The sequence below is a fragment of the Plantactinospora sp. CA-294935 genome (assembly GCF_050936445.1).
In the GTDB taxonomy this organism is placed as follows: domain Bacteria; phylum Actinomycetota; class Actinomycetes; order Mycobacteriales; family Micromonosporaceae; genus Plantactinospora.
Genome location: NZ_JBNJMU010000001.1, coordinates 2,316,307 through 2,341,826, shown reverse-complemented (window position 1 = coordinate 2,341,826; position 25,520 = coordinate 2,316,307). Strand labels below are relative to the sequence as shown.

At 71.9% G+C, this 25,520-nt stretch carries 20 protein-coding genes and 1 tRNA gene; 7 read left to right on the top strand and 14 right to left on the bottom strand.

Annotated features, from left to right (window positions below; genetic code table 11):
• Window positions 1–397: 397 nt before the first annotated feature.
• Window positions 398–766, bottom strand: a complete 369-nt coding sequence (locus tag ACQEVC_RS10565) for a cyclic-phosphate processing receiver domain-containing protein (RefSeq protein ID WP_432875725.1) — start codon at window positions 764–766, stop codon at window positions 398–400.
• 169 nt (window positions 767–935) lie between these two features.
• Between ACQEVC_RS10565 and ACQEVC_RS10560 the strand changes: the two genes are divergently transcribed.
• Window positions 936–1,625: a hypothetical protein gene (locus ACQEVC_RS10560; RefSeq protein WP_432875723.1), complete on the top strand. Its 690-nt coding sequence runs from the start codon at window positions 936–938 to the stop codon at window positions 1,623–1,625.
• 775 nt (window positions 1,626–2,400) lie between these two features.
• On the opposite strand, the gene ACQEVC_RS10555 is transcribed toward ACQEVC_RS10560, so the two are convergent.
• Window positions 2,401–2,472, bottom strand: a tRNA-Lys gene (locus ACQEVC_RS10555).
• Window positions 2,473–2,655: 183 nt separating this feature from the next.
• Window positions 2,656–3,450, bottom strand: coding sequence for a SigB/SigF/SigG family RNA polymerase sigma factor (locus ACQEVC_RS10550; RefSeq protein WP_432875720.1), 795 nt, complete (start codon window positions 3,448–3,450; stop codon window positions 2,656–2,658).
• Between the two features lie 335 nt (window positions 3,451–3,785).
• Here ACQEVC_RS10550 and ACQEVC_RS10545 point away from each other — a divergent pair, with 335 nt between their 5' ends.
• Window positions 3,786–4,955 carry a low temperature requirement protein A gene (locus ACQEVC_RS10545; RefSeq protein ID WP_432875717.1) on the top strand — a complete coding sequence of 390 codons (1,170 nt, stop codon included), beginning with the start codon at window positions 3,786–3,788 and terminating at the stop codon, window positions 4,953–4,955.
• Between the two features lie 221 nt (window positions 4,956–5,176).
• Here ACQEVC_RS10545 and ACQEVC_RS10540 read toward each other — a convergent pair whose 3' ends face one another.
• The 4 genes from ACQEVC_RS10540 to ACQEVC_RS10525 form a co-directional block, all read right to left on the bottom strand.
• Window positions 5,177–5,572, bottom strand: coding sequence for a hypothetical protein (locus ACQEVC_RS10540; protein ID WP_432875714.1), 396 nt, complete (start codon window positions 5,570–5,572; stop codon window positions 5,177–5,179).
• Window positions 5,569–7,881 (bottom strand): ATP-binding cassette domain-containing protein, encoded by a 2,313-nt coding sequence (locus tag ACQEVC_RS10535; protein ID WP_432875711.1) that lies wholly within the window; start codon window positions 7,879–7,881, stop codon window positions 5,569–5,571. The genes ACQEVC_RS10540 and ACQEVC_RS10535 overlap by 4 nt, the downstream gene beginning before the upstream one ends.
• Window positions 7,882–7,998: 117 nt before the next feature.
• Window positions 7,999–8,856, bottom strand: coding sequence for an SMP-30/gluconolactonase/LRE family protein (locus tag ACQEVC_RS10530; protein ID WP_432875708.1), 858 nt, complete (start codon window positions 8,854–8,856; stop codon window positions 7,999–8,001).
• A 30-nt stretch (window positions 8,857–8,886) separates the two neighbouring features.
• Entirely contained in the window at window positions 8,887–10,413 is a 1,527-nt protein-coding gene (locus ACQEVC_RS10525) for a PLP-dependent aminotransferase family protein (protein ID WP_432875705.1), read from the bottom strand.
• Window positions 10,414–10,454: 41 nt separating this feature from the next.
• Here ACQEVC_RS10525 and ACQEVC_RS10520 point away from each other — a divergent pair, with 41 nt between their 5' ends.
• Window positions 10,455–11,165: a B3/B4 domain-containing protein gene (locus ACQEVC_RS10520; RefSeq protein ID WP_432875702.1), complete on the top strand. Its 711-nt coding sequence runs from the start codon at window positions 10,455–10,457 to the stop codon at window positions 11,163–11,165.
• A 138-nt stretch (window positions 11,166–11,303) separates the two neighbouring features.
• Here ACQEVC_RS10520 and ACQEVC_RS10515 read toward each other — a convergent pair whose 3' ends face one another.
• Both ACQEVC_RS10515 and ACQEVC_RS10510 read right to left on the bottom strand, forming a co-directional pair.
• Window positions 11,304–11,999, bottom strand: coding sequence for a C39 family peptidase (locus ACQEVC_RS10515; protein ID WP_432875700.1), 696 nt, complete (start codon window positions 11,997–11,999; stop codon window positions 11,304–11,306).
• A gap of 386 nt (window positions 12,000–12,385) precedes the next feature.
• Window positions 12,386–13,198: an alpha/beta fold hydrolase gene (locus ACQEVC_RS10510; RefSeq protein ID WP_432875697.1), complete on the bottom strand. Its 813-nt coding sequence runs from the start codon at window positions 13,196–13,198 to the stop codon at window positions 12,386–12,388.
• Window positions 13,199–13,250: 52 nt separating this feature from the next.
• Between ACQEVC_RS10510 and ACQEVC_RS10505 the strand changes: the two genes are divergently transcribed.
• Complete coding sequence (locus ACQEVC_RS10505) at window positions 13,251–14,771, top strand: hypothetical protein (protein WP_432875694.1); 1,521 nt, start codon at window positions 13,251–13,253, stop codon at window positions 14,769–14,771.
• A gap of 16 nt (window positions 14,772–14,787) precedes the next feature.
• Here ACQEVC_RS10505 and ACQEVC_RS10500 read toward each other — a convergent pair whose 3' ends face one another.
• Window positions 14,788–15,978: a MalY/PatB family protein gene (locus tag ACQEVC_RS10500; RefSeq protein ID WP_432875691.1), complete on the bottom strand. Its 1,191-nt coding sequence runs from the start codon at window positions 15,976–15,978 to the stop codon at window positions 14,788–14,790.
• 84 nt (window positions 15,979–16,062) lie between these two features.
• On the opposite strand from ACQEVC_RS10500, the gene ACQEVC_RS10495 reads away from it, so the two are divergent.
• Window positions 16,063–17,247 carry a low temperature requirement protein A gene (locus ACQEVC_RS10495; protein ID WP_432875688.1) on the top strand — a complete coding sequence of 395 codons (1,185 nt, stop codon included), beginning with the start codon at window positions 16,063–16,065 and terminating at the stop codon, window positions 17,245–17,247.
• A gap of 168 nt (window positions 17,248–17,415) precedes the next feature.
• Window positions 17,416–17,643: a hypothetical protein gene (locus ACQEVC_RS10490; protein ID WP_432875686.1), complete on the top strand. Its 228-nt coding sequence runs from the start codon at window positions 17,416–17,418 to the stop codon at window positions 17,641–17,643.
• Here the strand turns inward: ACQEVC_RS10490 and ACQEVC_RS10485 are convergent.
• Both ACQEVC_RS10485 and ACQEVC_RS10480 read right to left on the bottom strand, forming a co-directional pair.
• The gene (locus ACQEVC_RS10485) at window positions 17,620–18,126 is read right to left on the bottom strand and encodes a hypothetical protein (RefSeq protein WP_432875683.1); all 507 of its coding nucleotides are present in this window, start codon (window positions 18,124–18,126) and stop codon (window positions 17,620–17,622) included. The genes ACQEVC_RS10490 and ACQEVC_RS10485 overlap by 24 nt on opposite strands.
• A 119-nt stretch (window positions 18,127–18,245) precedes the next feature.
• On the bottom strand, window positions 18,246–20,147 hold the full coding sequence (locus tag ACQEVC_RS10480; RefSeq protein ID WP_432875680.1) for an ABC transporter ATP-binding protein: 1,902 nt from the start codon (window positions 20,145–20,147) through the stop codon (window positions 18,246–18,248).
• 155 nt (window positions 20,148–20,302) lie between these two features.
• Here ACQEVC_RS10480 and ACQEVC_RS10475 point away from each other — a divergent pair, with 155 nt between their 5' ends.
• Entirely contained in the window at window positions 20,303–21,850 is a 1,548-nt protein-coding gene (locus ACQEVC_RS10475; RefSeq protein ID WP_432875677.1) for a glycosyltransferase family 39 protein, read from the top strand.
• A 95-nt stretch (window positions 21,851–21,945) separates the two neighbouring features.
• Here the strand turns inward: ACQEVC_RS10475 and lon are convergent, their stop codons facing one another.
• Window positions 21,946–24,288: an endopeptidase La gene (gene lon, locus ACQEVC_RS10470; RefSeq protein WP_432875674.1), complete on the bottom strand. Its 2,343-nt coding sequence runs from the start codon at window positions 24,286–24,288 to the stop codon at window positions 21,946–21,948.
• A 117-nt stretch (window positions 24,289–24,405) separates the two neighbouring features.
• The gene (locus ACQEVC_RS10465) at window positions 24,406–25,479 is read right to left on the bottom strand and encodes a hypothetical protein (protein ID WP_432875671.1); all 1,074 of its coding nucleotides are present in this window, start codon (window positions 25,477–25,479) and stop codon (window positions 24,406–24,408) included.
• Window positions 25,480–25,520 lie beyond the last annotated feature (41 nt).

The following is a 25,520-nucleotide window of genomic DNA, read 5'->3' as shown; positions in this document are numbered from 1 at the left end:
TTCATCTGCCGCTGAGCGACGGGCGCGCAAGCCGTACGCCGCGGCGCCCGTCGCTGTCCGTACGCCATCGTCCAATTGTCGAACGCACGCTCGTGCCGAGGGCCGGGGCGTTGTCAAGTAGCCCGCTCTACCCAGTACGTCTGCTTATGGCCACGCCGCTCCATAGCTTCCGCCAGCGCGTCAGTGTCCACGCGTACCGTTCGGCGAGCAACCTCGAATCGGTTCCCGTTATCGTCTTGCCGCCAGACGACCCACGTCAATTCCGTGGGTAGCGACCCGTCATTCTGATTCTCGTCTCGCTTGCTTTCCGACATCCCACGATGATCGCCCCTGCGGCGGGCATCCTCAACTGCCGCCGTCCGAGTGTGACAGCCGCCGGGCGGCGCGTTCGAGCCGGTCAGCTCACTGCGGGGGCGTCGAGATAGCCGACGTCCGTGGAGCCCGACGCGACGCGGACGTGATACCCCCAGTGTCGTAAGACCTGGGCGATCTTCGTGGCGCCAGCGGGGTTGGCGGAGTGGACGTTGATGACGCCGACGTCAAAGGAGCGCTTGTCGAAGGCGGCCCGTTCCAGGACCTCCACGACCGGCCAGATCGTGTCGTCCCCGCCTAGGTCGTGGTCCAGCCACAGCTCGTCCAGGCGCCGGTCCCGGTACCGATCGAGGATTTCAACTGCGGCGGCGCTGGTGCGGGCCACCTCGGCGCTACGGCCATCCACGAACGAACGGAGGTCATCGACCAGGACGATCGTTCGGCGGGCATTCACACGATGATGGTGCCTGGCACTCTCATGATCCGACATCCGGATTTGCCGCCGTCCGTGCGCGCCACTATGAGCCGGAGTCGTCACGCTCCGCGGCGGACCTTCCATGCCAGCCGACGTCCGGAACTGCCGAGGGGCGGGCGTCAACCTGGGGGCCGCTACCCTGCTGCGGGTGAGCTACGACCTGTACTTCTGGCCTTCCGGCGTGGCCGTGAACCCTTGTCGGCTAGCTGGGCAGCTGGCGGATGAGGATGCCGATGGTCTTGAGCCGGATGAGCGGGTCGTTGCCTTTCGCGCTGAACTGCTACGACGCTGGCCCGACCTTGCCGACATGATCGCTCCGTGGCATCACGATCTGGGCTGGCGGCAACCATGGGGCCGCACAGATCTCGCCGATCGGTTCGTCGGGGTGACCCTGCCCTACAGCTGGGAACACACTGCTGCGCTCCCCGTTCTCGCCAGCGCATACGGGCTCGACTCCTACGATCCGCAGTCCCGGAAGCTGATGCCTTCTCAGGCAAGGTCAATTAGCGAGGCAGGGCCGCGCAATGACCGTGCGGACGCCGTGGTGTGGGTCGACGGATGGGTGGCCCAGGACAACGTCGTCCGGTTGTTGGAGGAGATCAGCGGATACATCGGCTATCCGTACGACGATCTGGACGAGGCGGCACTGACGGGCGCGCTGGACAATACGAACGACGAGTCAGCCGATGGTTGGTTCGAATATCCGTTGGAGGGCATGCCCGCGCTGGTGGTTCGTCTGGCGCAATCACAGGGCAGTGCGGTGATCAGTGTCCGTGTCGGCGGCGGCATGGATCTGGTCCTGGCCGCACGCGTGGAAACGTTGCTGGAAGTGCTGTAGTCGCTCGCGGGGCAGCCGATCGAATGCGCGCTCACGCCGCGATTCGCGCACCGGCCGACGGAGCGACTGTCAGCACCCGTCCGACGAGCCCCGGCAGGAGGAGTTCGGAGGCCGGCACCGGGCGGGACGGCTGCCAACCGGCAGCCAGGGCCTGCCGGACGCCTACAGCCACCGTGCCGGGCAACACCGGCTGGCTCCCTAATCCGAGCCAGTTGCCCGGATGAGCGCAAGGCAGCGATGCCAGAACCAGCCATCCGCTCGTAGCCGCAGAGCGCGCCTCGCCGGGTCACCTGCAAACTACGCAGCGTGATGACCCCAGCAGGCGTGTGGCGCACGGTCCTAGGAGCCGATGAGAGCATTCGAGGCTGACCCGTCTGTTCGACTAACCATGTTTCCCCGACGTCATTTTGGCGCTACCGATGGGCTGCCGATCAAGGTCACCGAGGTGACGCCCCGGGTCTCCAGGTCCTCCCGCACCTATGGCGGGATGCAGGCGGGTGGCACCATACACAGCGAGCGGCGTGCGCCGGGCGCCGACGACCGCCGCCAGGGCCGTACCACCGACGGGGACAACGGGAACAGCTGGCGCGGTCGTGGGTGCTCCGTGGGCGCTCGGATGCCAGCGACCCTGGACGGATTCCACGCCTAGAATCTGGATTTCGACTCTGAGTGACCTTGGATAGAGCGACTACAATGCGCAACAACCATTCTGACCTGCTGATACTCGGCGACACTTGTCTGGATTCCCGGCCAAGGATCCGGACGAATGGCTTTACGCTCGGTAGCGGGAACAAAGACCGCTCCCCGCGGATTAAAAGTCCGCTGCTCTGCCGGTTGAGCTAACAGCCCGCTAGCCCGTACAGAGTACCGGACGGTGCCCGGTCTGCCCCGGGGATAACCGGCCGGCGGGCCGCCCGCCCCGGGCGGCCCGGCGCCGGTCGGTGAACCTTCTCGACCTGGAGAGCGCCACGCGTGCGACCCCGACTTCCACCTCCGGCCACGGCGGACCGCAGGGGCGGTCGCGAAAGGTTCAGTACGTGTCGGCGAGTTGGTTGCGGAGTTTGGTGAGGGCGCGGGTGAGGAGGCGGCTGATGTGCATTTGGGAGACGCCGATTTGTTCGGCGATTTGGGATTGGGTGAGGTTGGCGTAGAAGCGGAGGGTGAGGATTTTTTGTTCGCGTTGGTCGAGGGTGGCGAGGGCGGGGCCGAGGGCGACGCGGAGTTCGGCGAGTTCGTATTCGTTGTCTTCGGTGCCGAGGAGGTCGCCGAGTTCGGTGGTGCGGTCGCCGTCGCCGGTGGGGGTGGACAGGGAGACGGCGTTGTAGGCGCGGGCGCCTTCGAGTCCTTCGAGGATTTCTTCTTCGGTGAGGTGGAGGTGGGTGGCGATGTCGGTGATGGTGGGGGAGCGGCCGAGGGTTTGTAGGAGGGTGCTGTTGGCTTCGCTGATGGCGAGGCGGAGTTCTTGGAGGCGGCGGGGGACGCGGATGTCCCAGGTGCGGTCGCGGAAGTGTCGTTTGAGTTCGCCGATGATGGTGGGGATGGCGTAGCCGGCGAAGTCGACGCCGCGGGTGGGGTCCCATTTGTCGATGGCTTTGATGAGGCCGACGGCGGCGGTTTGGGTGAGGTCGTCGGTGGGTTCGCCGCGTCCGCTGTAGCGGTGGGCGAGGTGGTGGGCGAGGGGGAGCCAGGCTTCGATGGCTTTGTCGCGGAGGGTGGGGCGGGAGGGGTGGTGGGTGGGTAGGGCGGTCATGGCGTGGAGTAGGTCGGTGGCGGTGTCGGTGAGGGTGGGGTTGTCGGTTCGGGTGGTGGTTGTGGTGGTGGTCATGGTGGTCCTCCCTGCACTGGGTGGTGGCGGGGACGGGGGTTGTCCGGTGGTGGGTGGTCGGGTGGTGGGTTGTTGTGTGGCTGTTCAGGCATCACCTTAGCCCGTTGGTATTGGCTGAGGCTAGCCGAACGGCTGATGTATAAAAGGGATGGATATGGAGGAAGATGGGCATACTAGCGCCTGATTGACGGAGGCCTGTCGCCGATCCGTCGGCCGAACGGAATTCGCCGATCCGGCACACCCAGCCCGGCACGCACGGGATGATTACCGGCTGTGAGCTGGAGGCCGCACCGCGTACCAGGCCCGGTGGGTCGGACCGGCGACGGGGGTACGGCGTGATCCGGCCACGCCGGCTCATCGAGCGCTGGGGGCTGGACCCGAAGTCGCTGCCCGGCGAGCACGAGGAGCGGCACGCCTCCTGGCTCGAACTCTTCTTCGACCTGGTCTTCGTACTGGCCCTCGCCGCCGTACAGAACCGGCTCACCGATGCGGTGCCCGACGTCGACGAGATCCTCCGGACCGCCGGCCTCTTCGTGATCGTCTGGTGGGCCTGGGTCGGACAGGCGTTCTACGACACCCGGTTCGACCCCGACGACCTCGGCCACCGGCTGGTCGTACTCGTCGGCATGATCGGGGCCGGGATCATGGCGGTCGGTGCCAAGGATGCTCCGAAGACCCTGTTGCTGCCGATCGGCTACCTCGTCGTCCGCGGCACCCTACTGGTGCTCTACCTCCGCGTCCGCAGCACCGGCGCCACCGCGCGCCGGCTGACCACCGTCTACTTCGTCGGGTTCAGCGCGGGCCTGTTGTTCTGGCTCGCCTCGCTCGCGGTACCGGCGCACAACCGCCCGATGCTGTGGCTGATCGGGCTGGTCATCGAGGTGCTGACCCCGTGGCTCGGCCGCCGCTGGCTGGTCCAGCATCCCGTCCACCCCTCACACCTGCCGGAGCGGATAGGACAGTTCACCATCATCCTGCTCGGGGTCAGCCTGACCGACCTGATCGGCGCGGTGCCGCCCCGGCCGTCGCCGGCCGTCGTCGTGGTGGCGATCGCCGGGTTCCTGATCCCGGCCTCGGTGTGGTGGGTCTACACCACCTTCGTGACCATGGGGCTGACCAGTTCGCGGTTGAGCGCCGGCCTCGGTTACGCGACCGTGCACGGGGCGATCGGCTCCGCGCTGCTGCTGCTCGGCTGGTGCCTGGGACAGGCGGTCCGCGAGGTTGGGGCCGGCCGGGAGGACCTGCCGCAGATGCTGCGCCTGCTGCTGTCGGTCTCGTTGGCCAGTTGGATGCTCGGTGGCCTGGCTCTGCAACGGATCGCGTTGGGCACCATACCGCCGCTGCGGCTCGGGATCGGGGCGGTCGCCATCGGGCTGGTCGGGGCCGCCGCCCTGGTGCCGCCGCCGCTCGCCCTGATACCCCTGCTCGCCCTGCTGATGATCTGCTACGCCGTCGTGGTCAGCCGGCTCATCGTCCGGTTCGGCAAGGAACGGATCGAGACGTAGCGCCGCCCGGCGGGGCCGCCCGGCCACCCGGCCGTCGCCCCGGCAGCCGGCGGTGACGGGCGACCAGGCGGCGACCGGCGCGAGGTGGCCAAGCTGCGGCCAGGCGGTCAAGCGGCCAAGCGGCCAAGCGGCGGCCAGGCGGCCAAGCGGCCAAGCGGCCAAGCGGCCAGGCGGCGGCCAAGCGGCCAAGCGGCCAGGCGCGGCCAAGCGGCCAGGCGCGGTCAGGCGGCCAGGCGGCGGGCGCGGTCGCGTACCCGGCGGGCGGCGAGGTGCGCGGCCGAGAGGCTCCGGCCGGCGCTGACCCGCAGCGGCTCCGGGATGTCGTCCAGCCCTCGATAGACCACCTGGAGCAGTTGCAGCCAGCTCATCAGGCCGGCGAGTTCCTGGCCCAGCGGCTCGGGCCGGCCGGTCGGGTCCACGGACAGCGGTCCGGGGTACCCGTCGACGGCCGCCTGGAGGGCGCGGTGCCGCACGGTCAGCGGCGGCAGCAGCTCGGCCACCGGGAACGGCGCGCCGGACCGCAACTGGTACGCGCCGAGCAACTCGGCCACCGCCCCGGCGTTCTCGGCGACGTCGGCCGCGAACCGGCGACGGTCCTCGTCCGGTACCGGGATCATGCCGTCACCTCCGCGACACCCAGCGCCCGGCGCAGGTGCACGCCGGTCGGCGAGCCGTCCCGCTCGACCAGGCCGCGCGGCTCGCCCTGGTACAGCACCCGGCCACCCCGGCTGCCGCCCTCCGGCCCGAGTTCCACCACCCAGTCGGCGTGCGCGACGACGTCCAGGTTGTGCTCGATCACGAGTACGGTCGCCGCGTACTCGTCGACAAGCCGGTCCAGTACGCCCAGCAGCCGCCCCACGTCCGCCATGTGCAGCCCGGTGGTCGGCTCGTCCAGCACGTACGCGGGTGCGCCGCCGTGCAGGTGCGTGGCGAGCTTGATCCGCTGGCACTCGCCACCGGAGAGGCTGGTCAGCGGCTGACCGAGCCGCAGGTAGTCCAGCCCGACGTCGGCCATCGCCGCCAGCACCGGTGCGATCCGGCGGTTGCCGGCGAAGAACTCCCGCCCCTGCGCGACCGTCATCTCCAGCACGTCGCTGATGGTCCGCCCGCGGAGCCGGTAGCCGAGTACCTCGTCGGAGAACCGGCGGCCGTCGCAGGTCTGGCAGACCAGCGAGACGCCCTCCAGCGCGCCGAAGTCGGTCTGCACCACGCCCAGCCCCGCGCAGGTGGCGCAGGCACCCGAGGAGTTGGCGCTGAACAGGGCCGGGCTGACCCGGTTGGCCCGGGCGAACTCGGCCCGGATCTGGTCGGCGACCCCGGTGTAGGTGACGGCGGTGGACCGGCGGTTGGCGTGCGGCATCGACTGGTCGACGATCACCGCCTCCGGATGCTGGACCCGGAACGCGCCGCCCACCAGGCTCGACTTGCCCGCGCCGGCCACCCCGGCGAGCACGGTGAGCACACCGGCCGGGATGTCGAGGCTGAGGTCGCGCAGGTTGTGCGTACGGGCGTTGACGATCGGCAGTACGCCGGTCGGGGTGCGTACCGCCTCCTTCAGCCGGGTGCCCCGGGTCATCGCCCGGCCGGTCAGGGTGTCGGCCCCGGTCAGCGCACCGGGCCCGCCGGCGTAGACCACCCGGCCGCCCGCCGTACCGGCACCGGGGCCGAGGTCGAGGACGTGGTCGGCCACCGCGATCACGTCTCGGTCGTGCTCGACCACCAGTACCGTGTTGCCCTTGTCCCGCAGCGTGCGCAGCAGGTTGGTGAGCCGGTGCACGTCCCGGGGGTGCAACCCGACGCTCGGCTCGTCGAAGACGTACAGCAGGTCGTTCAGGCTGCTGGAGAGGTGTCGTACGATCTTGACCCGCTGGGACTCGCCCCCGGAGAGCGTGCCGGTACGCCGGTCCAGGCTCAGGTAGCCGAGCCCGATCTCCACGAGGTGCCCGACCTGGGCGACCAGGGTGTCCAGCACCGGCTTGGCCGCCGGCACCTCCAGCCCGGCCAGTACGCCGAGCAGCTCCTCCGCCTCCATCGCGCAGAGTTCGGCGATGTTGTGCCCGCCGACCCGGCTGGAGAGCGCCAGCGGCGACAGCCGGCTGCCGCCGCACGCCCGGCACGGGACCGTGGTGGTGTGGTCCCGCACCATCCGCCGGGTCCGCTCCGCCGGCTCGGACTGCTGGTCGAGGTACCGCCGGCGGAACTTCACCACCGCGCCCTCGTAGCTCAGGTTGAGCGTCGACCCGGCCACCTCCAGCGGCACCGTGCCGTCGGTGGCGTACAGCAGGTCGTCGAGTTCCCGCTCGGAGTACGCCGACACCGGCTTGTCGGGGTCGAGCCGGCCCGACGCGACGAGCAGGTGCCAGTCCCGGCTGCCCACCTTGAAGATCGGGGCGAGCAGCGCCCCCTGGTTGAGCGACCGGGTGGGGTCGAGGAAGGCGGCCAGGTCGACGTCGGTGACCTCGCCGAGGCCCTCGCACTCCGGGCACATCCCGGCGGGCATGTTGAACGAGAACGCGTCGGGGTAGCCGACGAACGGCTCGCCGACCCGGGCGAAGAGCTGCCGCAGCAGCGGGGCGATGTCGGTGATGGTGCCGACGGTGGACCGCGGCCCGCCGGTGAGCGGTCGCTGGTCGATCGCGACCGTCGCCGGCAGGTGCTCGATCAGGTCGACGGCCGGCCGGGCGGAACTCGGCAGGAAGTTGCGGACGAACATCGGCAGCATCTCGGTCATCTGCCGCTGGCCCTCGACGGCGATCGTCTCGAAGACCAGCGACGACTTCCCCGACCCGGAGACGCCGGTGACGACGGTCAGCCTGCGCTTGGGGATCTCGACGTCGACGGCCGCGAGGTTGTGTTCGCGGGCTCCGGTGACCCGGATCCACTCGGTGACCGGCGCACCCTGCCCGGAAGATTGGAGGACACTCATTCCCTCAAGTTTATCGTTGAACTTCGATGCTTAAAGTTTTCGCCCGTGAGCCCTTGACAGGGGGTCGAAAGTCTCAACTCCAGGCTTTACCGCGTCGAGTGGCCGGCGGGCGGCGGGTCAGCCCCGGAACGGGGTGACCGGCAGTCCGGCGACCCCGGGGCTGGCCCGGAACAGCGCGCCGGCGGCCGGCTCCGGGTCGTCCAGGCCGAGCCGCGAGGTGGTGACGTAGAGGTCGCGCAGCTCCGGTCCGCCGAAGGTGCAGGCGGTGACCTGGCGGGCCGGCAGCGGCACCCGTACGTCGAGCCGGCCGTCCGGCGCGTAGCGGCGTACCTCGCCGCCGCCCCAGAGCGCGATCCACACCCCGCCCTCGGCGTCCACGGTCAGCCCGTCCGGGGCACCGTCGGCCGGCTCGATCCGCACGAACGGCCGTCGACCGGTCAGCATCGCCTCGTCCGGGTCGTAGTCGAAGACGTCGATGCGCTGGGTCGGGGTGTCGACGTAGTACGTCAGGGTGCCGTCGGGCGACCAGGCGATGCCGTTGGAGATGGTGACGTCGGCGAGTACCCGCCGGGCCACCAGGTCGGCGTCCATCCGGTAGAGCGCCGCCGCACCCGGCCGGGTGTCGTACGCCATCGAGCCGCAGTAGAACCGGCCGGCCGGATCGACGCCGCCCTCGTTCATCCGCAGGTCCGGATCGGTCCAGAGGTCGGGCAGCCGGCGTACCGGCCGGAGCTGCGCGTCGGTGAACAGGAACCCGCGCTCGATCGCGACCAGGTAGCCGTCCTCTGTCCGGGGCCGGACCACCGCCGCCACGGTGTCGACGTGGTGCCGGTCCACCCGCTCCGTCCCGGGCGTCATCGTCAGTACGTCGCCGGCCAGCATGTCCACCCACAACAGCCGGTCCGTCCGGGGATCCCACACCGGTCCCTCGGCATGCTGGCAGCACGGGTCCGTCACCTGCGTCGCGTCCACCACGTCGCGCTCCTTTCGACAGCCTCGATCATGTCAGCGCGGTACGGCGCCGACGGCGGCGATGCCGTCGGAGATCTCGGCGGTGGTGTTGGCGGCGTAGCCGAGCACCAGTCCGGGCGGGCCGGGACGCTGCCGGTGCCAGGAGAGCGGCTGCACCTTGACGCCCCGGGCCAGCGCCGCCGTCGCCAGCTCGACGTCGTCGACCCGAGCGCCCCGGCCGCCGGCAAAGGTGATCATGAGGTGCAGTCCCGCCGCCGCGCCGTGCACGACCGCGTCCGGCAGGTGGGTCCGGATCGCGGCGATCATCGCGTCCCGGCGCCGGACGTGGCGGCGCCGGAGGAACCGCAGTTGCCGCTCCAGCGCCCCTGACTCGATCAGTTCTGCCAACACCAGTTGCGGCAGCGCGGCGTTGCCGAGGTCCGCGGTCCGCTTGGCGTCGACCAGGGCGGCGCGGTACCGGCTCGGCGTGAGCAGCCAGCCCACCCGCAGGGCGGGGGCGAGCAGCTTGGAGACGCTGCCGGCGTAGCAGACCTGTTCGGGCAGCACGGCCCGGAGCGCCGGTACGGGTGGCCGGTCGTACCGGTGTTCGGCGTCGTAGTCGTCCTCCACGATCAACCCGCCGTCCGCCGCCCAGCGCATCAGCTCGCGTCGCCGGGCACCGTCCAGCACCACCCCGGTCGGGAACTGGTGTGCCGGGGTCAGCATCACCGCCGGGGCACCGCTGGCCACCAGCTCGTCGACGCGCAGCCCACCGGCGTCGACCGGAATCGGCGGCGTCGCCAACCCCCAGCTCCGCAGTTGCTGCCGCACCCCGAGCGAGCCCGGGTCCTCCACCGCCACCGTCCGCACACCGTCGGCGTGCAGCACCTGCCCGAGCAGGGTCAGCGCCTGCGCGACCCCGGCCACCACCAGCACGTCGTCCGGGTCCACACCGATACCCCGGTTGCGGGCCAGCCAGTGCGCGACGGTCACCCGCAGCCTCGGGGTACCCCTCGGGTCGCCGTAGCCGAAGTCGCCGGGCGCCAGGTCGCGCAGCACGGCGCGTTCGGCCCGCAGCCAGGCCGCGCGGGGGAAGGCGGCGAGATCGGGTACGCCGGGCGTCAGGTCGATCCGGGCCGGAGCGGCGCGGAGCGAGTCGAAGATGTCGGGGCGGGGATCGGTGCCGAAGAGTCCGGTGGCCGGCGCCGGGGTGCCGGTGCCGAAGAGTCCGGTGGCCGGCGCCGGGGTGCCGGTCGGCCGGTACGGCACGGCCGGCGCGTCGAGCGGGGCGGAGACGACGACCGTGCCGCCCCGGCCCCGCCCGGTGACGTGACCGTCCTCGACGAGCCGCTGGTACGCCTCGGTGACCACGCCCCGGGAGACGCCCAGTTCGGCGGCGAGTACCCGGGTCGCCGGCAACCGCCCGCCCACCGGTATCCGGCCGTCCGAGATCGCCGACCGCAGCCGGTTGGCGAGCCAGTCGGCCCGCCCGCCGGCCGGCGCCTCGCCGATGTCGAGCTGGAGGAAGTCGGAGCCGGAGGATATGGACCGGTCGGCTGCTTCCTGTTTGGCCCTGTCCATCAGGCCATTGTGCCGGGCAGAGTGGGCGACGGGGGTGACACGTGTACTTCCAGCACTCGACCCAGATCTGGTCCGACCATCCCGAGTTGGTGGCCGGGGTGGTCGCCGCCACCGGGCTCGCCCGGGGAACCGCGCTCGGCCCGGCGGTGGACCCGGCGATCGCCAGGTTCACCGCCGCCGCCGAGGCCCGCCTCGCCGCGGGCCCGGCCGCCGAGCAACCCGAGATCTCGGCCTGGCGCCGGGCCTTCTCCCGGATGGGACTGAAGCCGACGCAGTACCGGTGTGCCGCGGAGGCACTGCTCCGGCGGTTCGCCCGGGAGGGACCGCTGCCCCGGATCCATCCGCTGATAGATCTCTGCAACGCCGCCTCGCTCGGCTACGCGATCCCGGTCGCGGTCTTCGACACCGCCCGGATCACCGGAGGCGTCGAGGTACGGCCGGCCGACGGCAGCGAGACCTACCTGACCTTCTCCGGCGAGTCGGAGCATCCCGGCGCCGGCGAGGTCGTCTTCGCCGACGCCGTCGGTCGGGCCCACGCCCGGCGCTGGACCAACCGGCAGAGCGGCCACTCGGCGGTCCGGGAGAACACCGACGAGGTCCTGATCGTCGTCGAGGCGCTGCACGGGTCGGCGCCGGTAGACGTACCGAAGCTCACCGCCGCGCTGGCGGACGAACTGGCCACGCTCTGGTCGGTCGAACCGAAGACCGCGATCCTGAGCCGGGACAGTCCGCGATTCGACTTCGGCACCTGAGGGCCGCCGGCTCGGGGGCGGCGGGCCCGCGGGTACGGGTGCTCCGGAGACGACGAAAGGGCCAGCCCCGGGTGGGGCTGGCCCTTTCGGTTGGTGTTTACCGGTGGTGTTTACCGGTGGTGTTTATCGGTTGCCGTGTCAGGCGGAGTAGCCGCGTTCGGCGGCCCAGTTGGCGAGGGTGATGGTGCTCATCCAGTACTCGCTCTGGTTCGGGTTGGCCGGGTCGGCGATCTTGACCTTGCGGCCGTGGTCGTCGTAGCCGACGACGGTCAGGTAGTGCCCGCCCTCGTAGGAGTGCGGGGTACCGTCGACGTCGGTGGCGGTGCCCTTGATGTTCATCACGACCGGACGCTTGGCGTCGATGGCGTTGACGATGTCGACCTGGAGCCGGTCCATCTCGGCCGGCTTGGCCGTGGTGTCGGGGATCGCGACGGTCTTGTAGTCGCTGCCGCCGGCCTTGTTCAGCACCCGGGTGGTGTCCTCGGCCGAGTTGGTACCGGCCTCGGTCGTGCCGAGCTGGCTGGCCACGTCGTCCTGGCTGGGGGTGTGCCCCTGCGCGGACAGCGCGATCCTGGTGGCGGCGGGTGCGCAGTAGTAGAAGTTCTCCTGCGCCTTGTACTGGTAGTCGAGGACCTTCGACGGTGCCCGCTTGTCGAGGTCCTTGATGTCGGCGGTCACCGACGCGGCGGTCGGCGATGCCGGGGTCGGGGTGTCCATCGCGATCGCGGGGCCGGCGAACGCGCCGCCGACGACGGCGAGTCCGGCGATACCCAGCGCGGTCTTACGGATCGGGGTTTCGGTGATGGCCGGTAGCCATCGGCTGACGAAAGTCATGATGGTCGCCTTCCATTCCGGGGGTACGACAACGCCGTGCAGGATCTGGCGTGTCGAAGGGAAAGAAACCCGAAAACCAGGTTCCGGGGGGATCGGCACTCGCCCGGCGAACTGCTGCTGCTCGGGTGTGCCCGGGGGGATGTAACCACGGCCGGCGGCCCGCCATTCCCGGCGGCTGCCCGACCCCGTCCAGCACACCCGGCTGGCCGGTGGATCGGACCCGGCGGCCGAAACCGCCCGGGATCCGACAGACCAGCCCGACTTCCGGCGTGATGCCGGGGGCGCTGCTGCGGACGTACGCCAGGTATAACCGTGGCCGGCGGCCCGGTGTTCCGCGATCCGCCCCCACCACCGGCCCGATCATGACCAAAAACCGGACACCCGGCCTAAGACAGGACGTCCGCGACCGACTCGAGCAGCGCCAGCGTCGCGGCCGGGTCCTCGACGTGGGCGTTGTGCCCCAGACCGGACAGGGTGCGCGAGGGTACGCCCAACCGGGCCAACTCGTCGTCGCCGACCATCGGGTCGCGCTGGCCGCGGGCCAGCAGCACCGGAGCGGACGCCGCCGACAGCAAGCCGCCCATCTCCGGGGCCCCGACGCCGCACGCGCCCGGATCCATCGCCAGCCGCCAGCGGCCGTCCTCGGCTGCGACGATTCCGGCGCCGACGAGCGGATCGTCCGGTTCGACCAGGCCGACCAGGCCGGAGACCCGCAGGTACCGCTCGGCCGCCTCGGCCCGGGAGTCGTACCAGGCGACCGGACGGGCGGCCAGCACGGCGGCCTTGGCGAGTTCGTCGGGGGTCCAGCCGACCTTCACACCCAGCGCGATCACCGCCTCGACCGCCCAGTCGGAGCCGGCACGGGTCGGACCGTCACAGCCGCGCCCGGCCAGGGCCAGACCGACCGCCCCGCCCAGCGAGTGCCCGAACACCACCACCCGGTCGCCGGGAGCGAACAGCCCGGCCAGACCGGCGGCGAAGGAGTCGAAGGAGTACCGGTCGAGCGGGCCCGAGCCGCCGTGCCCGGGCAGGTCCGGCGCCAGCCAGCGGCCCGGCCAGCGGTCGGCGAGCGGCTCTGCCCAGCCCCGCCACACGGCACCGGTCGCGCCCATCCCGTGCAACAGCAGCAGCACCGGCTGGCCCGTACCCCCACCGAGCGCCACCCGCAGGTCCCGGGCCGCCGGATCTCCACCCGTCATGCCGAGCAGTCTGCCACCGGGGGTTGTCCTACCGTCCACATAGCATGGCCGGATGTCGGATACTCCCACCAGCAGAGCTGCCACCGGGGCCGGGATCCGGCCGGGCGCGGTGGCGGTGTTGACGCTGCCGCGCGGCGGGTACGGTGCCGTCCAGGTGGTCTCCGTCGGCGAGGAGACTCTGCTCGCGTACGCCCTGGACTGGTATTCGGCGCAGCGGCCGACCCTGGCGCAGCTCGCCGGAGCCGGGCCGCTGCGCCTGCGGCACCACAGCCACGACGGAGGGGTGGCAGCGATCAACGTGCGGCGGGACGGCCCCGTCCCGCTCGACTTCGACTGGCTCGGTGACCTGCCGCTCCGACCCGGTGCACCCGAGACGTCGGCCAGCTACGCCGGCTGGTCCTACCTGCCCGACCAGGTCTACCGGCAGCGCGAGTGGGACCTGCGGCTGCCGGAGCGGGTGAAGACGGAATACCGGGCAGCGCGGACCCGGGGCCAGGTCGAGGTCGACCTCGGCGGAGAGCCGGCGACCCTGGGCGCGGCCACCTGGCGCCTCGACCTCGCCGGCTCGGCCCTGCTACCGGCGACCGGCGACGTGCGCTGGGCCGGCCTCGACGCGCTGCCCCGGTGCACCACGCTGACCTGGCGCGGCCCGGCCCGCGGGTTGCCCGAGGCGCTCGCGGCCCGGCCGATCGTCTCCAGCCTGACCTGGCACGATCCCCCGGCCGAGGTCGACCTCGCGGCCAGCAGCCTGACCGACCTCACCCTGCACGGCTCGGGCGTGCGGACCCTGCGGCTGCCGCCCACCCTGCTGCGCTGCCGACTCGCCGGCAGCGTGCCGGCCACCGTCGACGCGGCCGAGTGGGGGCGATGGATCAGCCTGAGCGTCGAAGTCACCGACACTCCGGTGCCGCTCCCCGCCGGGCTGCACGGCGTACGCCGCCTGGGGCTGCGCGGCGACGGAGTGATCTCGGCGGCGTCGCTCGGCGAGCTGGCCGAGCTGGAGACGCTCCTGTTGAGCTGGCAGAAGGCGCCCGGCCTGCTGGTCGACGCCGACCCGCTGGCGACGCTGCCCCGGCTGTACGCCGTCGAACTGCTCGACGGGTACGGCTGCGCCGCCGACACCCTGCCCGAGCTGCCGGCCCTGCGCCATCTGGAGGTCGACGGGCTGCGCCGCTCGGTGGTCGCTCCCCTGCGGTCCCGTTACCGGGGCAGCCGCGTCGAGCTGCTGCTCCGGGGTGCGAAGTCCGACGCGTGGCTGGAGGCGAACTTCGGCAACCCGTTCCGGGACTGGGTCGACGACGATCCGCGCGGCGGCACGGCCGCCTGCCGGGCGTACGCGACCGCGCTGCGGGCCGTCGACCGGCTGCCGGCCGACGGCGCCGGGCGGGTCGAGGCGGCCGAGCCGATCCTGCGGGCCCTCGTCGACGCGCTCAACCGGATCGAGCAGCGCTACGAGATCATCGACACCGTCAACCGGGAGCAGGCCGGGGACGTGTTCCTCGCCCTGGCCGACCGGGCCGGCGTACCGGCGGATCTCGCCGACACCTGGTTCGACGACTGGCGCGACTTCTGAGCCGCCGCCGGGGCGGTCAGCGCAATGCGGCGGCCATCCGGCGGACCGCCTCGGTGACCAGTTCCGGGGAGGTTGCCAGGTTGAACCGGGCATGTCCGGCACCACCGGTCCCGAACAGCGGCCCGGAGACCAACGCGACCCGGCCGCGCTCCAGGAACACCTGCGCGGGGTCGGCCGGTGTGCTGGAGTCGCCGACCGGCAGGGCCAGGTCCCGGCAGTCCAGCCAGGTGAGATAGGTGCCCTCCGGCGGCCGGTACCGCACCTGCGGCAGGTGCTCGGCGAGCAGGTCACCGAGGAGCCGACGGTTCTGGTCGAGCCCGGCCAGCAGCTCGTCGAGCCATCCGCCGCCGTAGCGCAGCGCGGCGGTGTGCGCGAGCGCGCCCAGATGGCTGGCGCCGTCGCCGGCCACCTTCGGCATCCGGGCCAGGTCGTCGGCGGCCGCCGGCCCGGCGACCGCCAGCGCCGCCTTCACCCCGGCCAGGTTCCACGCCTTCGACGCGGAAAAGAGCGCGAGGCCGCGTTCACCGCCGGGCATCGAGAGGTACGGCCGGAATGTCACGCCCGGATAGATCAGCGGCGCGTGGATCTCGTCCACCACGACGCGTACGCCGTACCGGTCGGACAGCTCGATCACCATCGCGAGTTCGTCGGCGGTGTGCACGGTGCCGGTCGGGTTGTGCGGGCTGCACAGCAGGTAGGCGGCCCGCCGACCCCCGGCGACGGCATCGGCGAAGGCCGCCGCCAGGGCGTCCGGGTCGAGCCGGTACGCGGCGTTCAGCGGTGCCTCGACGACCCGCCGGTCACCGCCACGGAGGAAGTCGTAGAACGGCGGATAGACCGGCGGATTGATCACCACCGCGTCGCCGTACCCGGTGACCAGCTTGAGCATCTCGACGACGCCGAGCATCACGTCGGGGACCAGCCGGGTGTGCTCGATCTTCGGGGCCCAGCCCCAGCGTTCCCGGGCGAACCCGGCGAGCGCCGAGGCGTAGTCCGTACCGTCCGGCGGATAGCCGGTGTCACCGAGCGCGACCGCGTCGGTCAGCGCCCGCGCGACCGGCTCGGCGAGCGGCACGTCCATCTCGGCGACCCAGAGCGGCAGTACGTCCGGCGGGTACCGCCGCCACTTCTCGCTGGTACGGCGCCGCAGGTCGGCCAGGGAGAGGGTCTGCAAGGGGTTGCCCACCAGGCCACGGTACTTGCCCAACGGCCCCACCTCGCGTCCCGCCGGCCCCCCGGACGTCGACGCCAATCAGGACATTCGCGGCCAACGGGTCGATACAGTGTTGTGGTGCAACCCTCGCCGCCAGAGAAGGGGGTGATCTGGGAAGAGCTCTTTTTCGATCTGGCCTTCGTGTTCGCGCTCACCCAGTTCTCCCGGATGCTGCACGACGACCACAGTTGGGCGGGCGTTGGTCGGGTGCTACTCCTGTTCGTAACGGTCTACTGGGCCTGGGCCGGCACCACGATCTACACCGATCAACGCAACGTCGACAACGCGCTGGACCGGGCGGGAGTCTTCGCACTCGGGCTCGGCAGCCTGCTGCTGGCCCTGATGATTCCCGACGCCTACGGTGAGCGGGGCCTACTGTTCGCCGGCGTCTACCTGGCGATGCGGGTGCTGCTGGCGGCACTGGCCCTGGGCACTCCACACGGCTGGCGGTCCCCAGTTCTCCGCGCCTACGGGTCGGGCCTGGTAGCCGGGCCGCTGCAACTGGCGGGGGGCCTGCTGCACGGCACGACCCGGATAGTGCTCTGGTCGATCGCGATCCTCGTCGATGTGGTCGGCACCACGGTCACGCGGCGGACGCTGGCCCAGGTCCGGGTCCGGCCGCTGCACTACACACACCGGTACGGACTGCTGATCATCCTCGTGCTCGGCGAGTCGGTGATCCAGGTCGGGATGGTGGCCGTCGACGAGCCGCTGACTCTCGCCCGGTTGATCGCCATCGTTATCGGGTACGCCCTGGTCTGCGCGCTCTGGTGGGCGTATTTCATCTACGGTGTGCGGGCCTTCCGGCAAGCGGTGCAGCGGACCGCAGAGCAGGCAGACATCCGCCGTTCGGTCATGGTCTACGGACACCTGCTGTTCAGCTTCGCGATCATCATGATCGCCGTCGGCCTAGCCGAGGTGGTGACGGACCCCATCGAGCCGCTCAGGGCCGGCGAGGCGGGCATGCTGTTCGGCGGCGCCGCACTCTTCCTCACCACCTTCGCCCAGACCCACTGGCAGATCCACCGGCAGGTCGCGTGGCGGCGGATCAGCGCGGGCGTGCTCTGCCTGGTTCTGCTGCCACTAGCTCCGCTGATGCCGGCCCTGGCCGCCCTGGCGATCCTGCTCGCCGTGGTCGCCGGGGTGAGCGTGCTGGAGGAGATCATCCTGCGCCACCCCGCAGCTTCCCGGGTCCGAGCGAGTGAGGACGAGATGCGTGGCGACCCGGGTACGGCGGACGCCGGCCCGGTGGTGGGCAACTGACGCCACCGGGCCATTTCCTCACCCAGAGCCGCCTACCCGGTACCGTCCGGTGAGCGCCGCCCGACCGAGGCCGGCGCGGCCCCATCTGCCGCAGCGGCCGCTCTGGCTCTGCCGGGCCTGCGCGGCCGAGTGGCCCTGCCCCTCCGCTGCGACCGCGCCCGGCGCTGCGTGAGGTCACTACCCCGACCCTGCTACCGATCCGAGCACCGGGCCGACCCGCTCACCCTGCACATCTACCTCGCCACCCTGCTCCAGGCGGCGATGGAGGACCTGCACCGGCTCAACCCCGACACGGCACCGGACCCGGCCCGGATGCACGCCCGCTTCCTCGGCTGGGTCCGGCCACGCCTGCTGATCACCCGCGCCCGGCGACTACGGCATCTGTACGGGATATGACCCCGGCCCGTACGGCATCGAACTCGGCTGCACCGGATAGGTCTCCCGGCGCTCCGCCTGGGCGAACCCGGCGGACCGGCTGTTCACCTGCGGCCAGCCGCCGGCCTCGTGGAACAGCCGCAGCGCGGTCGCCACCACCTCGGCCAGCGACTCGTTCGCCTCGATCTCGATGGTGGCGCCGGGGGTGTCGATCCGGACCTTGGTCGGACTGGCCGAGCCGTCGCCCGACGACCTCGACGCCGTGTCGTCGGTCGGGGCTGACGCCGGCTCCACCGCCGCAGGTGCCGGGGTCGCGGCATGCGGGGGCGGCGCCTCGGCGGTGGCCGGGACGTTCCGCGTACCGGGAGTGGCTGGGACCTCCGGCGGCGAGGTCTCGGGGGCCGGTGAGGTCTCCGGCACGACCTCCGGGGCGATCTCCGGCGGCGCCGGCTGGGCGGGCACCGATCCGGCGGACGACACGGGTCGGGATGGCTCGGCTGTCACCCCACCATTGTCGGGTCGAGCCGCGCCGGCCTGCCATGCCACCCCCGGTGCCGTGCACCTCCTCGGCGACGAACCGGTCGAGCACCCGTCCCCCACACCGTCGGCCCACACGTCGGCGGTCAGCCGGGGACCAGCGCCTCCTCCTCGGCCCGGGGCCGCTCGTCCTGCTCGAACTGGGTGCGGTACAGCTCCTCGTAGCGGCCACCGGCGGCGAGCAGTTCGTCGTGGGTGCCGCGCTCCACGATCCGGCCCTCCTCGACCACCAGGATCTGGTCGGCGGCCCGTACGGTGGAGAGCCGGTGCGCGATCACCAACGCCGTACGGTCGGCCAGCGCCTCGCCGAGCGCCGCCTGCACCGCCGCCTCGGAGGTGGAGTCGAGATGTGCGGTCGCCTCGTCCAGGATCACCACCCGGGGCCGGGCCAGCAGCAGCCGGGCGATGGTCAGCCGCTGCCGCTCGCCGCCGGAGAGCCGGTAGCCGCGCTCGCCGACCACGGTGTCGAGCCCGTCGGGCAGTCCTTCGATCAGGTCCGCGAGCCGGGCCCGGCGCAGCGCGTCCCACAACTCCTCCTCGGCCGCGCCGGGCCGGGCCAGCAACAGGTTGGCCCGGATCGTGTCGTGGAACAGATGGCCGTCCTGGGTGACCAGGCCGAGGGTGTCCCGGATCGAGTCGGCGGAGAGATCCCGGACGTCCTGCCCGGCCAGGCGTACGGCGCCGGAGTCGGTGTCGTAGAGCCGGGGTACGAGCTGGGCGATGGTGGACTTGCCGGCTCCCGAGGAGCCGACCAGGGCGACGAGTTGGCCCGGCTCCACCCGGAACGACACGTCGTGCAGCACGTCGACCCCACCCCGGGTGTCCAGGGTCGCCACCTCCTCCAGCGAGGCCAGCGAGACCTTGTCCGCCGAGGGGTAGCCGAAGGTCACCGCGTCCAGTTCGACCGAGACCGGCCCGTCCGGCACCTGGCTCGCGTCGGGCTTCTCGGTGATCAGCGGCTTGAGGTCGAGGATCTCGAAGACCCGCTCGAAGCTGACCAGCGCGCTCATCACCTCGACCCGGGCACTGGCCAGGGCGGTCAGCGGGGCGTAGAGCCGGGTCAGCAGCAGGGCGAGCGCGACCACGGCACCCGGCTCCAGTTGGCCGCGCAGCGCGTAGAGGCCGCCGAGGCCGTACACCAGGGCGAGCGCCAGCGCCGAGACCAGGGTGAGTGCGGTGATGAAGACCGACTGGACCATCGCGGTGCGCACCCCGATGTCGCGGACCCGGCGGGCCCGGTCGGCAAACTCGGCCGACTCCTCCGCCGGCCGGCCGAAGAGCTTGACCAGGGTCGCACCGGGTGCGGAGAACCGCTCCGTCATCTGGGTGCTCATCGTCGCGTTGTGGTTGGCGGCCTCCCGCTCCAGCCGGGCCAGCCGACTGCCCATCCGGCGGGCCGGCAGCACGAAGACCGGCAGCAGCACGAGCGCGAGCAGGGTGATCCGCCAGGAGATGCCGATCATCACGACCAGGGTGAGCAGCAGCGTGACCAGGTTGCCGACCACCCCGGAGAGGGTGTCGGAGAACGCCCGCTGCGCGCCGATCACGTCGTTGTTGAGCCGGCTCACCAGGGCGCCGGTGCGGGTGCGGGTGAAGAACGCGACCGGCATCTTCTGCACGTGGTCGAAGACCGCCGTACGCAGGTCGAGGATCAGCCCCTCGCCGATGCTCGCCGAGAGAAAGCGGGTCAGCAGCGCCAGGCCGGCCTCGGCCAGCGCGACGACCCCGATCAGCACGGCGAGCCCGACCACCAGGTCGGTGCTCCCGCCGCCGACGATCCCGTCGACCACCCGGCCGGCCAGCACCGGCGTGGCCACCGCGAGCACCGCCATCACCACGCTGAGCAGCAGATAATGGGTCAGTCGCCGGCGGTGTGGCCGAGCGAAGCCGGCGATGCGGCGGAGCGTGGCCTTGGAGAACGGACGTTTGTCCTGCTGGGCATGCATCGCGTGGTACAGCGAGTTCCACGCCGTGACTTCCATATCCATCCCTGGCACCCCCCTTGAACACCGAGTCGCCCGGACCCTACCGGCGCCCACCGACAGTACGACCTCAAGCAATGTCGAGGTCAATGTCGGGCGGGGCGTCGGGCCGGCCGTCGGGGTAGAACAAACCCGCCGAACATGTGACAGACTCGCGACTCGTGCCGCTCCGCCTTCCCCGACCCGACCGCCACGGTCGGCTCGCCGCCGACCGCTACGGCTGGCTCGCCGCCGCGCTGGGCGCGGTCGGTCTGCTCTGGCGGATCTGGCTGACCACGGTCGGCACCCCGCCCACCAACAGCGACGAGGCCACCATGGGGCTGGCCGCGCTGCACATCGCGCAGGGGCGGGACCTGCCGGTCTTCTTCTACGGCCAGCACTACATGGGCACCGTCGAGGCGTACCTGGCGGCGCCGCTGGTCGCGCTGGCCGGGCCGTCGGTGACCGTGCTGCGGATACCGACGCTGCTGCTCTACGCGCTCTTCCTGGTGCTGATGTACCTGCTGGTCCGGCGCCTCTTCACCGCCGGCCTGGCGGTGCTGACCGTCGGGCTGCTGGCGCTGGGCTCCGACCGGATCGTGAAGAACCAGTTGATCGCCGGTGGCGGCTATCCGGAGACCGCCCCGATGGTGGCCGGCCTGCTGCTCCTCACCTACCTGCTGGTCATCCGCGCCCAGACCCGCTGGTACGCCTTCGCCGGCTGGGGCGCCCTGTTCGGACTGATCGTCTGGAACCACTGGCTGCCGGCGCCGTACCTGCTCGGCGCGCTGGTGGTGCTCGGCTCCGCCCGGGTGCTGACCCGGCGTACCGCCGGGCTGGTCGGGGCGGGGCTGCTGGTCGGGGTGCTGCCGCTGGTCGTCGGGAACGTGCAGGCCGGGTGGGGCGAGAACTCGCTCGCGGTCTTCCTCCGGCTGGGCGGGGCCGGCACCGACGCCGGGCTGTGGGACCGGATCGTCGGCGGCGCCTGGCTGGGCCTTCCGCTGGGCATGGGCCTGTGCGAACCAGGTTCCTGCGCCGGCTGGTCGCTCTGGTGGGGGCCGGTCGTCCTGGTGCTGCTGACCGTCGCGCTGGTCATGGCGGTACGCCGGCTCCGTACCCCCGGGGCCCCGGACCCCGCCGGCCGCGCCCGGGCGGCGATCTGGCTGGTACTGGCCGCCGCCGGCCTGCTCAGCGTGCTCAGCTACGTACGCAGCCCGGCCGCCGCCGACACACCGGTGGAAAGTGCCCGCTACCTGTCGGTGCTGTCGGTCTCGCTGCCGGTGGCGCTCTGGCCGCTCTACCGGCTGGCCAGGGCCAGCGGCCGTTGGGCGGTGCCGGCGGCGCTGCCGATCGCCGCGCTCACGGCCACCATGCTGGCCGCCACGGTGAGCCTGACCGGCGCTGTCGGCGAATACCGGACGGACCGCGAGACCAAGGCGGCCGTACTCGCGGCGCTGCGCGAGCGCCGGCTGACGTACGTGCACGGCGGGTACTGGACCTGCAACTGGATCACGTACCTGAGTGCGGAGCGGACCACCTGCGGCGTCGTCGACGACCGGCTCGACCGGGGACTCAACCGGTACCCCGGCTACTGGCGCCCGCAGGCGCAGGCCGTACTGGCTCCGGTCGGCTCACCGCTGGACGCCGAACTGGCCCGGCGGATGCCCGGCAGCATCCCGGAGACCGTGGCCGGCTACCACCTCTACCCGGCGCCACCGCCAGCAACCTGAAGCCCGGCGCCGCCGGCAGCCTGAAGCCTGGGGCGAGACGGCGACGGGCCGCCCGCGCATCGCGGGCGGCCCGTCATCGGTCGGGTCGGGTCAGGTCAGGCGGCGGCCAGCGCCGGGCCGTCGGCGGTGTCGAGCAGCCCCGGGTCGTCCGCCGGCCGCAGGGCCAGCGCCAGTACGTCCGCCACGTCGGCCAGGGTGTGCACGGTCAGTGCCTCCCGCACCTCGGTGGGCAGGTCGTCCAGGTCCGGCTCGTTCCTGGCCGGGATGATCACCTCGGTCAGCCCCGCCCGGTGCGCGGCGAGCAGCTTCTGCTTCACCCCACCGATCGGCAGTACCCGGCCGGAGAGGGTGACCTCGCCGGTCATGCCGAACTCCGGGCGTACCGGCCGGCCGCTGGCCAGCGAGGCCAGCGCGGTGACCATGGTGATGCCGGCGCTCGGCCCGTCCTTGGGCACCGCACCCGCCGGAACGTGCAGGTGGATCCGCCGCCCGGCCAGCGCGTTCGGGTCCAGCCCCAACGCCCGGCCGTTCGACCGGAGGTAGGAGAGCGCGATCTGCGCCGACTCCTTCATCACGTCGCCGAGCTGCCCGGTCAGGGTCAGCCCCGGCTCGCCCTCCATGCTGGTCGCCTCGATGAACAGCACGTCACCGCCGGCACCGGTCACCGCCAGCCCGGTCGCCACTCCGGGCACCGCCGTCCGCTCCGCCGACTCCGGCGTGAACTTCGGCCGGCCCAGGTAGCTGGCCAGGTTGTCGGAGTCGATGCGTACCGGACCCTCGGTCGAGGCCAGCGCGACCGCGACCTTGCGCAGGATCTTCGCCAGCGCGCGTTCGAGCTGGCGTACTCCCGCCTCGCGGGTGTGCTCGGCGGCGATCCGGCCCAGCGCCTCGTCGGAGACGCTCACCTCGTCAGCGGTCAGTCCGGCCCGCTCGATCTGCCGGGGCAGCAGGTGGTCCCGGGCGATCGCGACCTTCTCCTCCTCGGTGTAGCCGTCCAGTGTCACCAGCTCCATCCGGTCCAGCAGTGGGCCGGGGATCGCCTCCACCACGTTGGCGGTGGCCAGGAAGAGCACGTCCGACAGGTCGAGGTCGACCTCCAGGTAGTGGTCCCGGAAGGTGTGGTTCTGCGCCGGGTCCAGCACCTCCAGCAGGGCGGCGGCCGGGTCACCGGCGTACCCCGCCGAGATCTTGTCGACCTCGTCGAGCAGCACGACCGGGTTCATCGAGCCCGCCTCGCGCAGCGCCCGGACGATCCGGCCGGGCAGCGCGCCGACGTACGTCCGGCGGTGGCCACGGATCTCGGCCTCGTCCCGGATGCCGCCGAGGGAGACCCGGACGAACTTCCGGCCCAGCGCCCGGGCGACCGACTCGCCGAGGCTGGTCTTGCCGACTCCGGGCGGGCCGCCCAGGGCCAGCACCGCGCCCGAGCCACGGCCGCCGACGACCTGGAGGTTGCGGGCCGCGCGCCGGTTGCGCACCGCCAGGTACTCCAGGATCCGGTCCTTCACGTCGGCCAGGCCGGCGTGGTCGGCGTCCAGCACCTGCCGGGCCTGCACCAGGTCGGTGTTGTCCTCGGTACGCGTGCTCCACGGCATCTCCAGCACCGTGTCCAGCCAGGTACGGATCCAGCCCGCCTCCGGAGAGGCGTCGCTGGCCCGCTCCAGCTTGCCGACCTCGCGCAGTGCCGCCTCGCGTACCTTGTCGGGCAGGTCGGCGGACTCGACCCGGGAGCGGTAGTCGGCGGAGCCGTCCGGCTCGTCCTCGCCCAGTTCCTTACGGATCGCGGCGAGCTGCTGGCGGAGCAGGAACTCCCGCTGGGACTTCTCCAGCCCCTCCCGCACGTCGGTGTTGATCCGCTCGGTTACCTCCTGCTCGGCCAGGTACGCCTTCACCCAGCCGACCAGCAGTTCGAGCCGGGCGGTCACGTCCGGCGCGGCCAACAGTTCGATCTTCTGTTCCAGGGTGAGCCACGGCGCGTAGCCGGCCGAGTCGGCCAGCTCGGTCAGGTCGGTCATCCGCTCGACCGCGTCGATGACCTGCCAGGCGCCGCGCTGTTGCAGCAGTGCCGTCACCAGTGCCCGGTACTCCCGGGCGAGTTCCTTGGCCCGACCGGCCGGTGCCGGCTCGGTGACCTCGACGGTCTCGACCCAGAGGGCCGCGCCGGGGCCGGGCACGCCGGAGCCGATCCGGGCCCGGGACAGCCCGCGTACCACGGCGGCGGGTTCGCCGCTGGGCAGCCGGCCGACCTTTTCGATCGTGGCGATGACGCCGATGGAGCCGTACTCCCCGTCGACCCGGGGCACGGCCAGAAGCTTCTTGTCGCCCGTGGCCCGGGCGGCGTCCACCGCTGCCTGGGTGGTCGCGTCCAGGGTCACCGGGATGACCATGCCGGGCAGCAGGACAGCGTCGGTCAGAGGAAGAACCGGAAGAGTTGCCATCACACACCTGCCATCGTTAGTTGAGCTTGTACGACTCAAGTAACAAACGGTGCTCCATGTTCCGGCTTGTGATCCAGGCCACTACGACGACCCGAAGTACCCGACCGGACCGGACGCTCAGCCCAGCGGGGGACGGCCGGCGCAGGGCGGGATGAACCAGCCGCGCCGGGCTGCCCGGAGCAGCGCGGCGTGCCGGTCCGGGGCGTCGAGCCCGACCACGACCCGCGCGACGGTCTCGGTGACGGCGCCGACCGGCAGGTCCAGGCCGACGGCGATGCGCCGGTCGGACCAACCCTCCAGCAGCAGACCGACCACCACCAGCTCGCGGCGGGTCAGCACCGACCGGCCGCCGGGCAACGGGGACAGCACCAGCACCCCGACCGCGGACGGCGGGGCGGTCGGACAGCCCAGCACGGTGACCTGGAGCAGACCCGAACGGTCGTCGTGCCCCTCCCCCGCCGGAGACCCCGAACGGCACGTGAGGCGCACGACGCAGACCGGCCAGAGGAACGAGGCGGAGCCGCCACAGTGGTTGGCCTGGTGCAGGGCCACGCCGGGCAGCGCCGAATCCGGGGCGAGCAACCGGTGCCCGGGCAGGCCGGGCAGTGGGCGTACCGCGCCGGTGCGGGTCAGCACCGCTCCCGCCTGGGCGTTCCGGACGACCTGGGCCAGCACCGCCAGCGTCCGTACCGGGTCCACCGCGGCGGCGACCTGGGGAGCCAACGCCGCGACCAGGTCCCGCTCGGCGTCGGTCGGACGGTCGGGGTCGTCCGTGCACATGACGAGCATCCCGATGTGCCGGCGCTCCGGGGTGAACAGCCCGACCGCGATCCCCTCCCGGAATCCCGCCGGTAGGTAGTAGTCGCCCCAGACCGGCAACTCGGCCAGCGGGACCGGCGAGTCCCGGCCCCGCTGCGGCGCGGGCGAGCTGGCCAGCCCGACCAGTTCAACCTGCTCCAGCAGCGCGGGAGTGCCGAAGTAGTCCCGAATCCGGGTGTCGTAACCGAAGCTCGCCAGTTCGGTGTACCGGCGGTGCCGGTCGTCGAGCAGGGCGAGCCAGGCGGCCTGGGCCGGCACCACCCGGCTGATCCGGGCGAGCAACTCGGCCGCCTGACCGTCGCGACCCGGGGTCCCGGCGATCTCGGCCAGATCGTGGATGACGTTCGACGGGGGCGGTGGCGGAGCGGTCATCAGGGAACCTTCGTCGGCGGGCGGGCCGGTACCACGGCGCG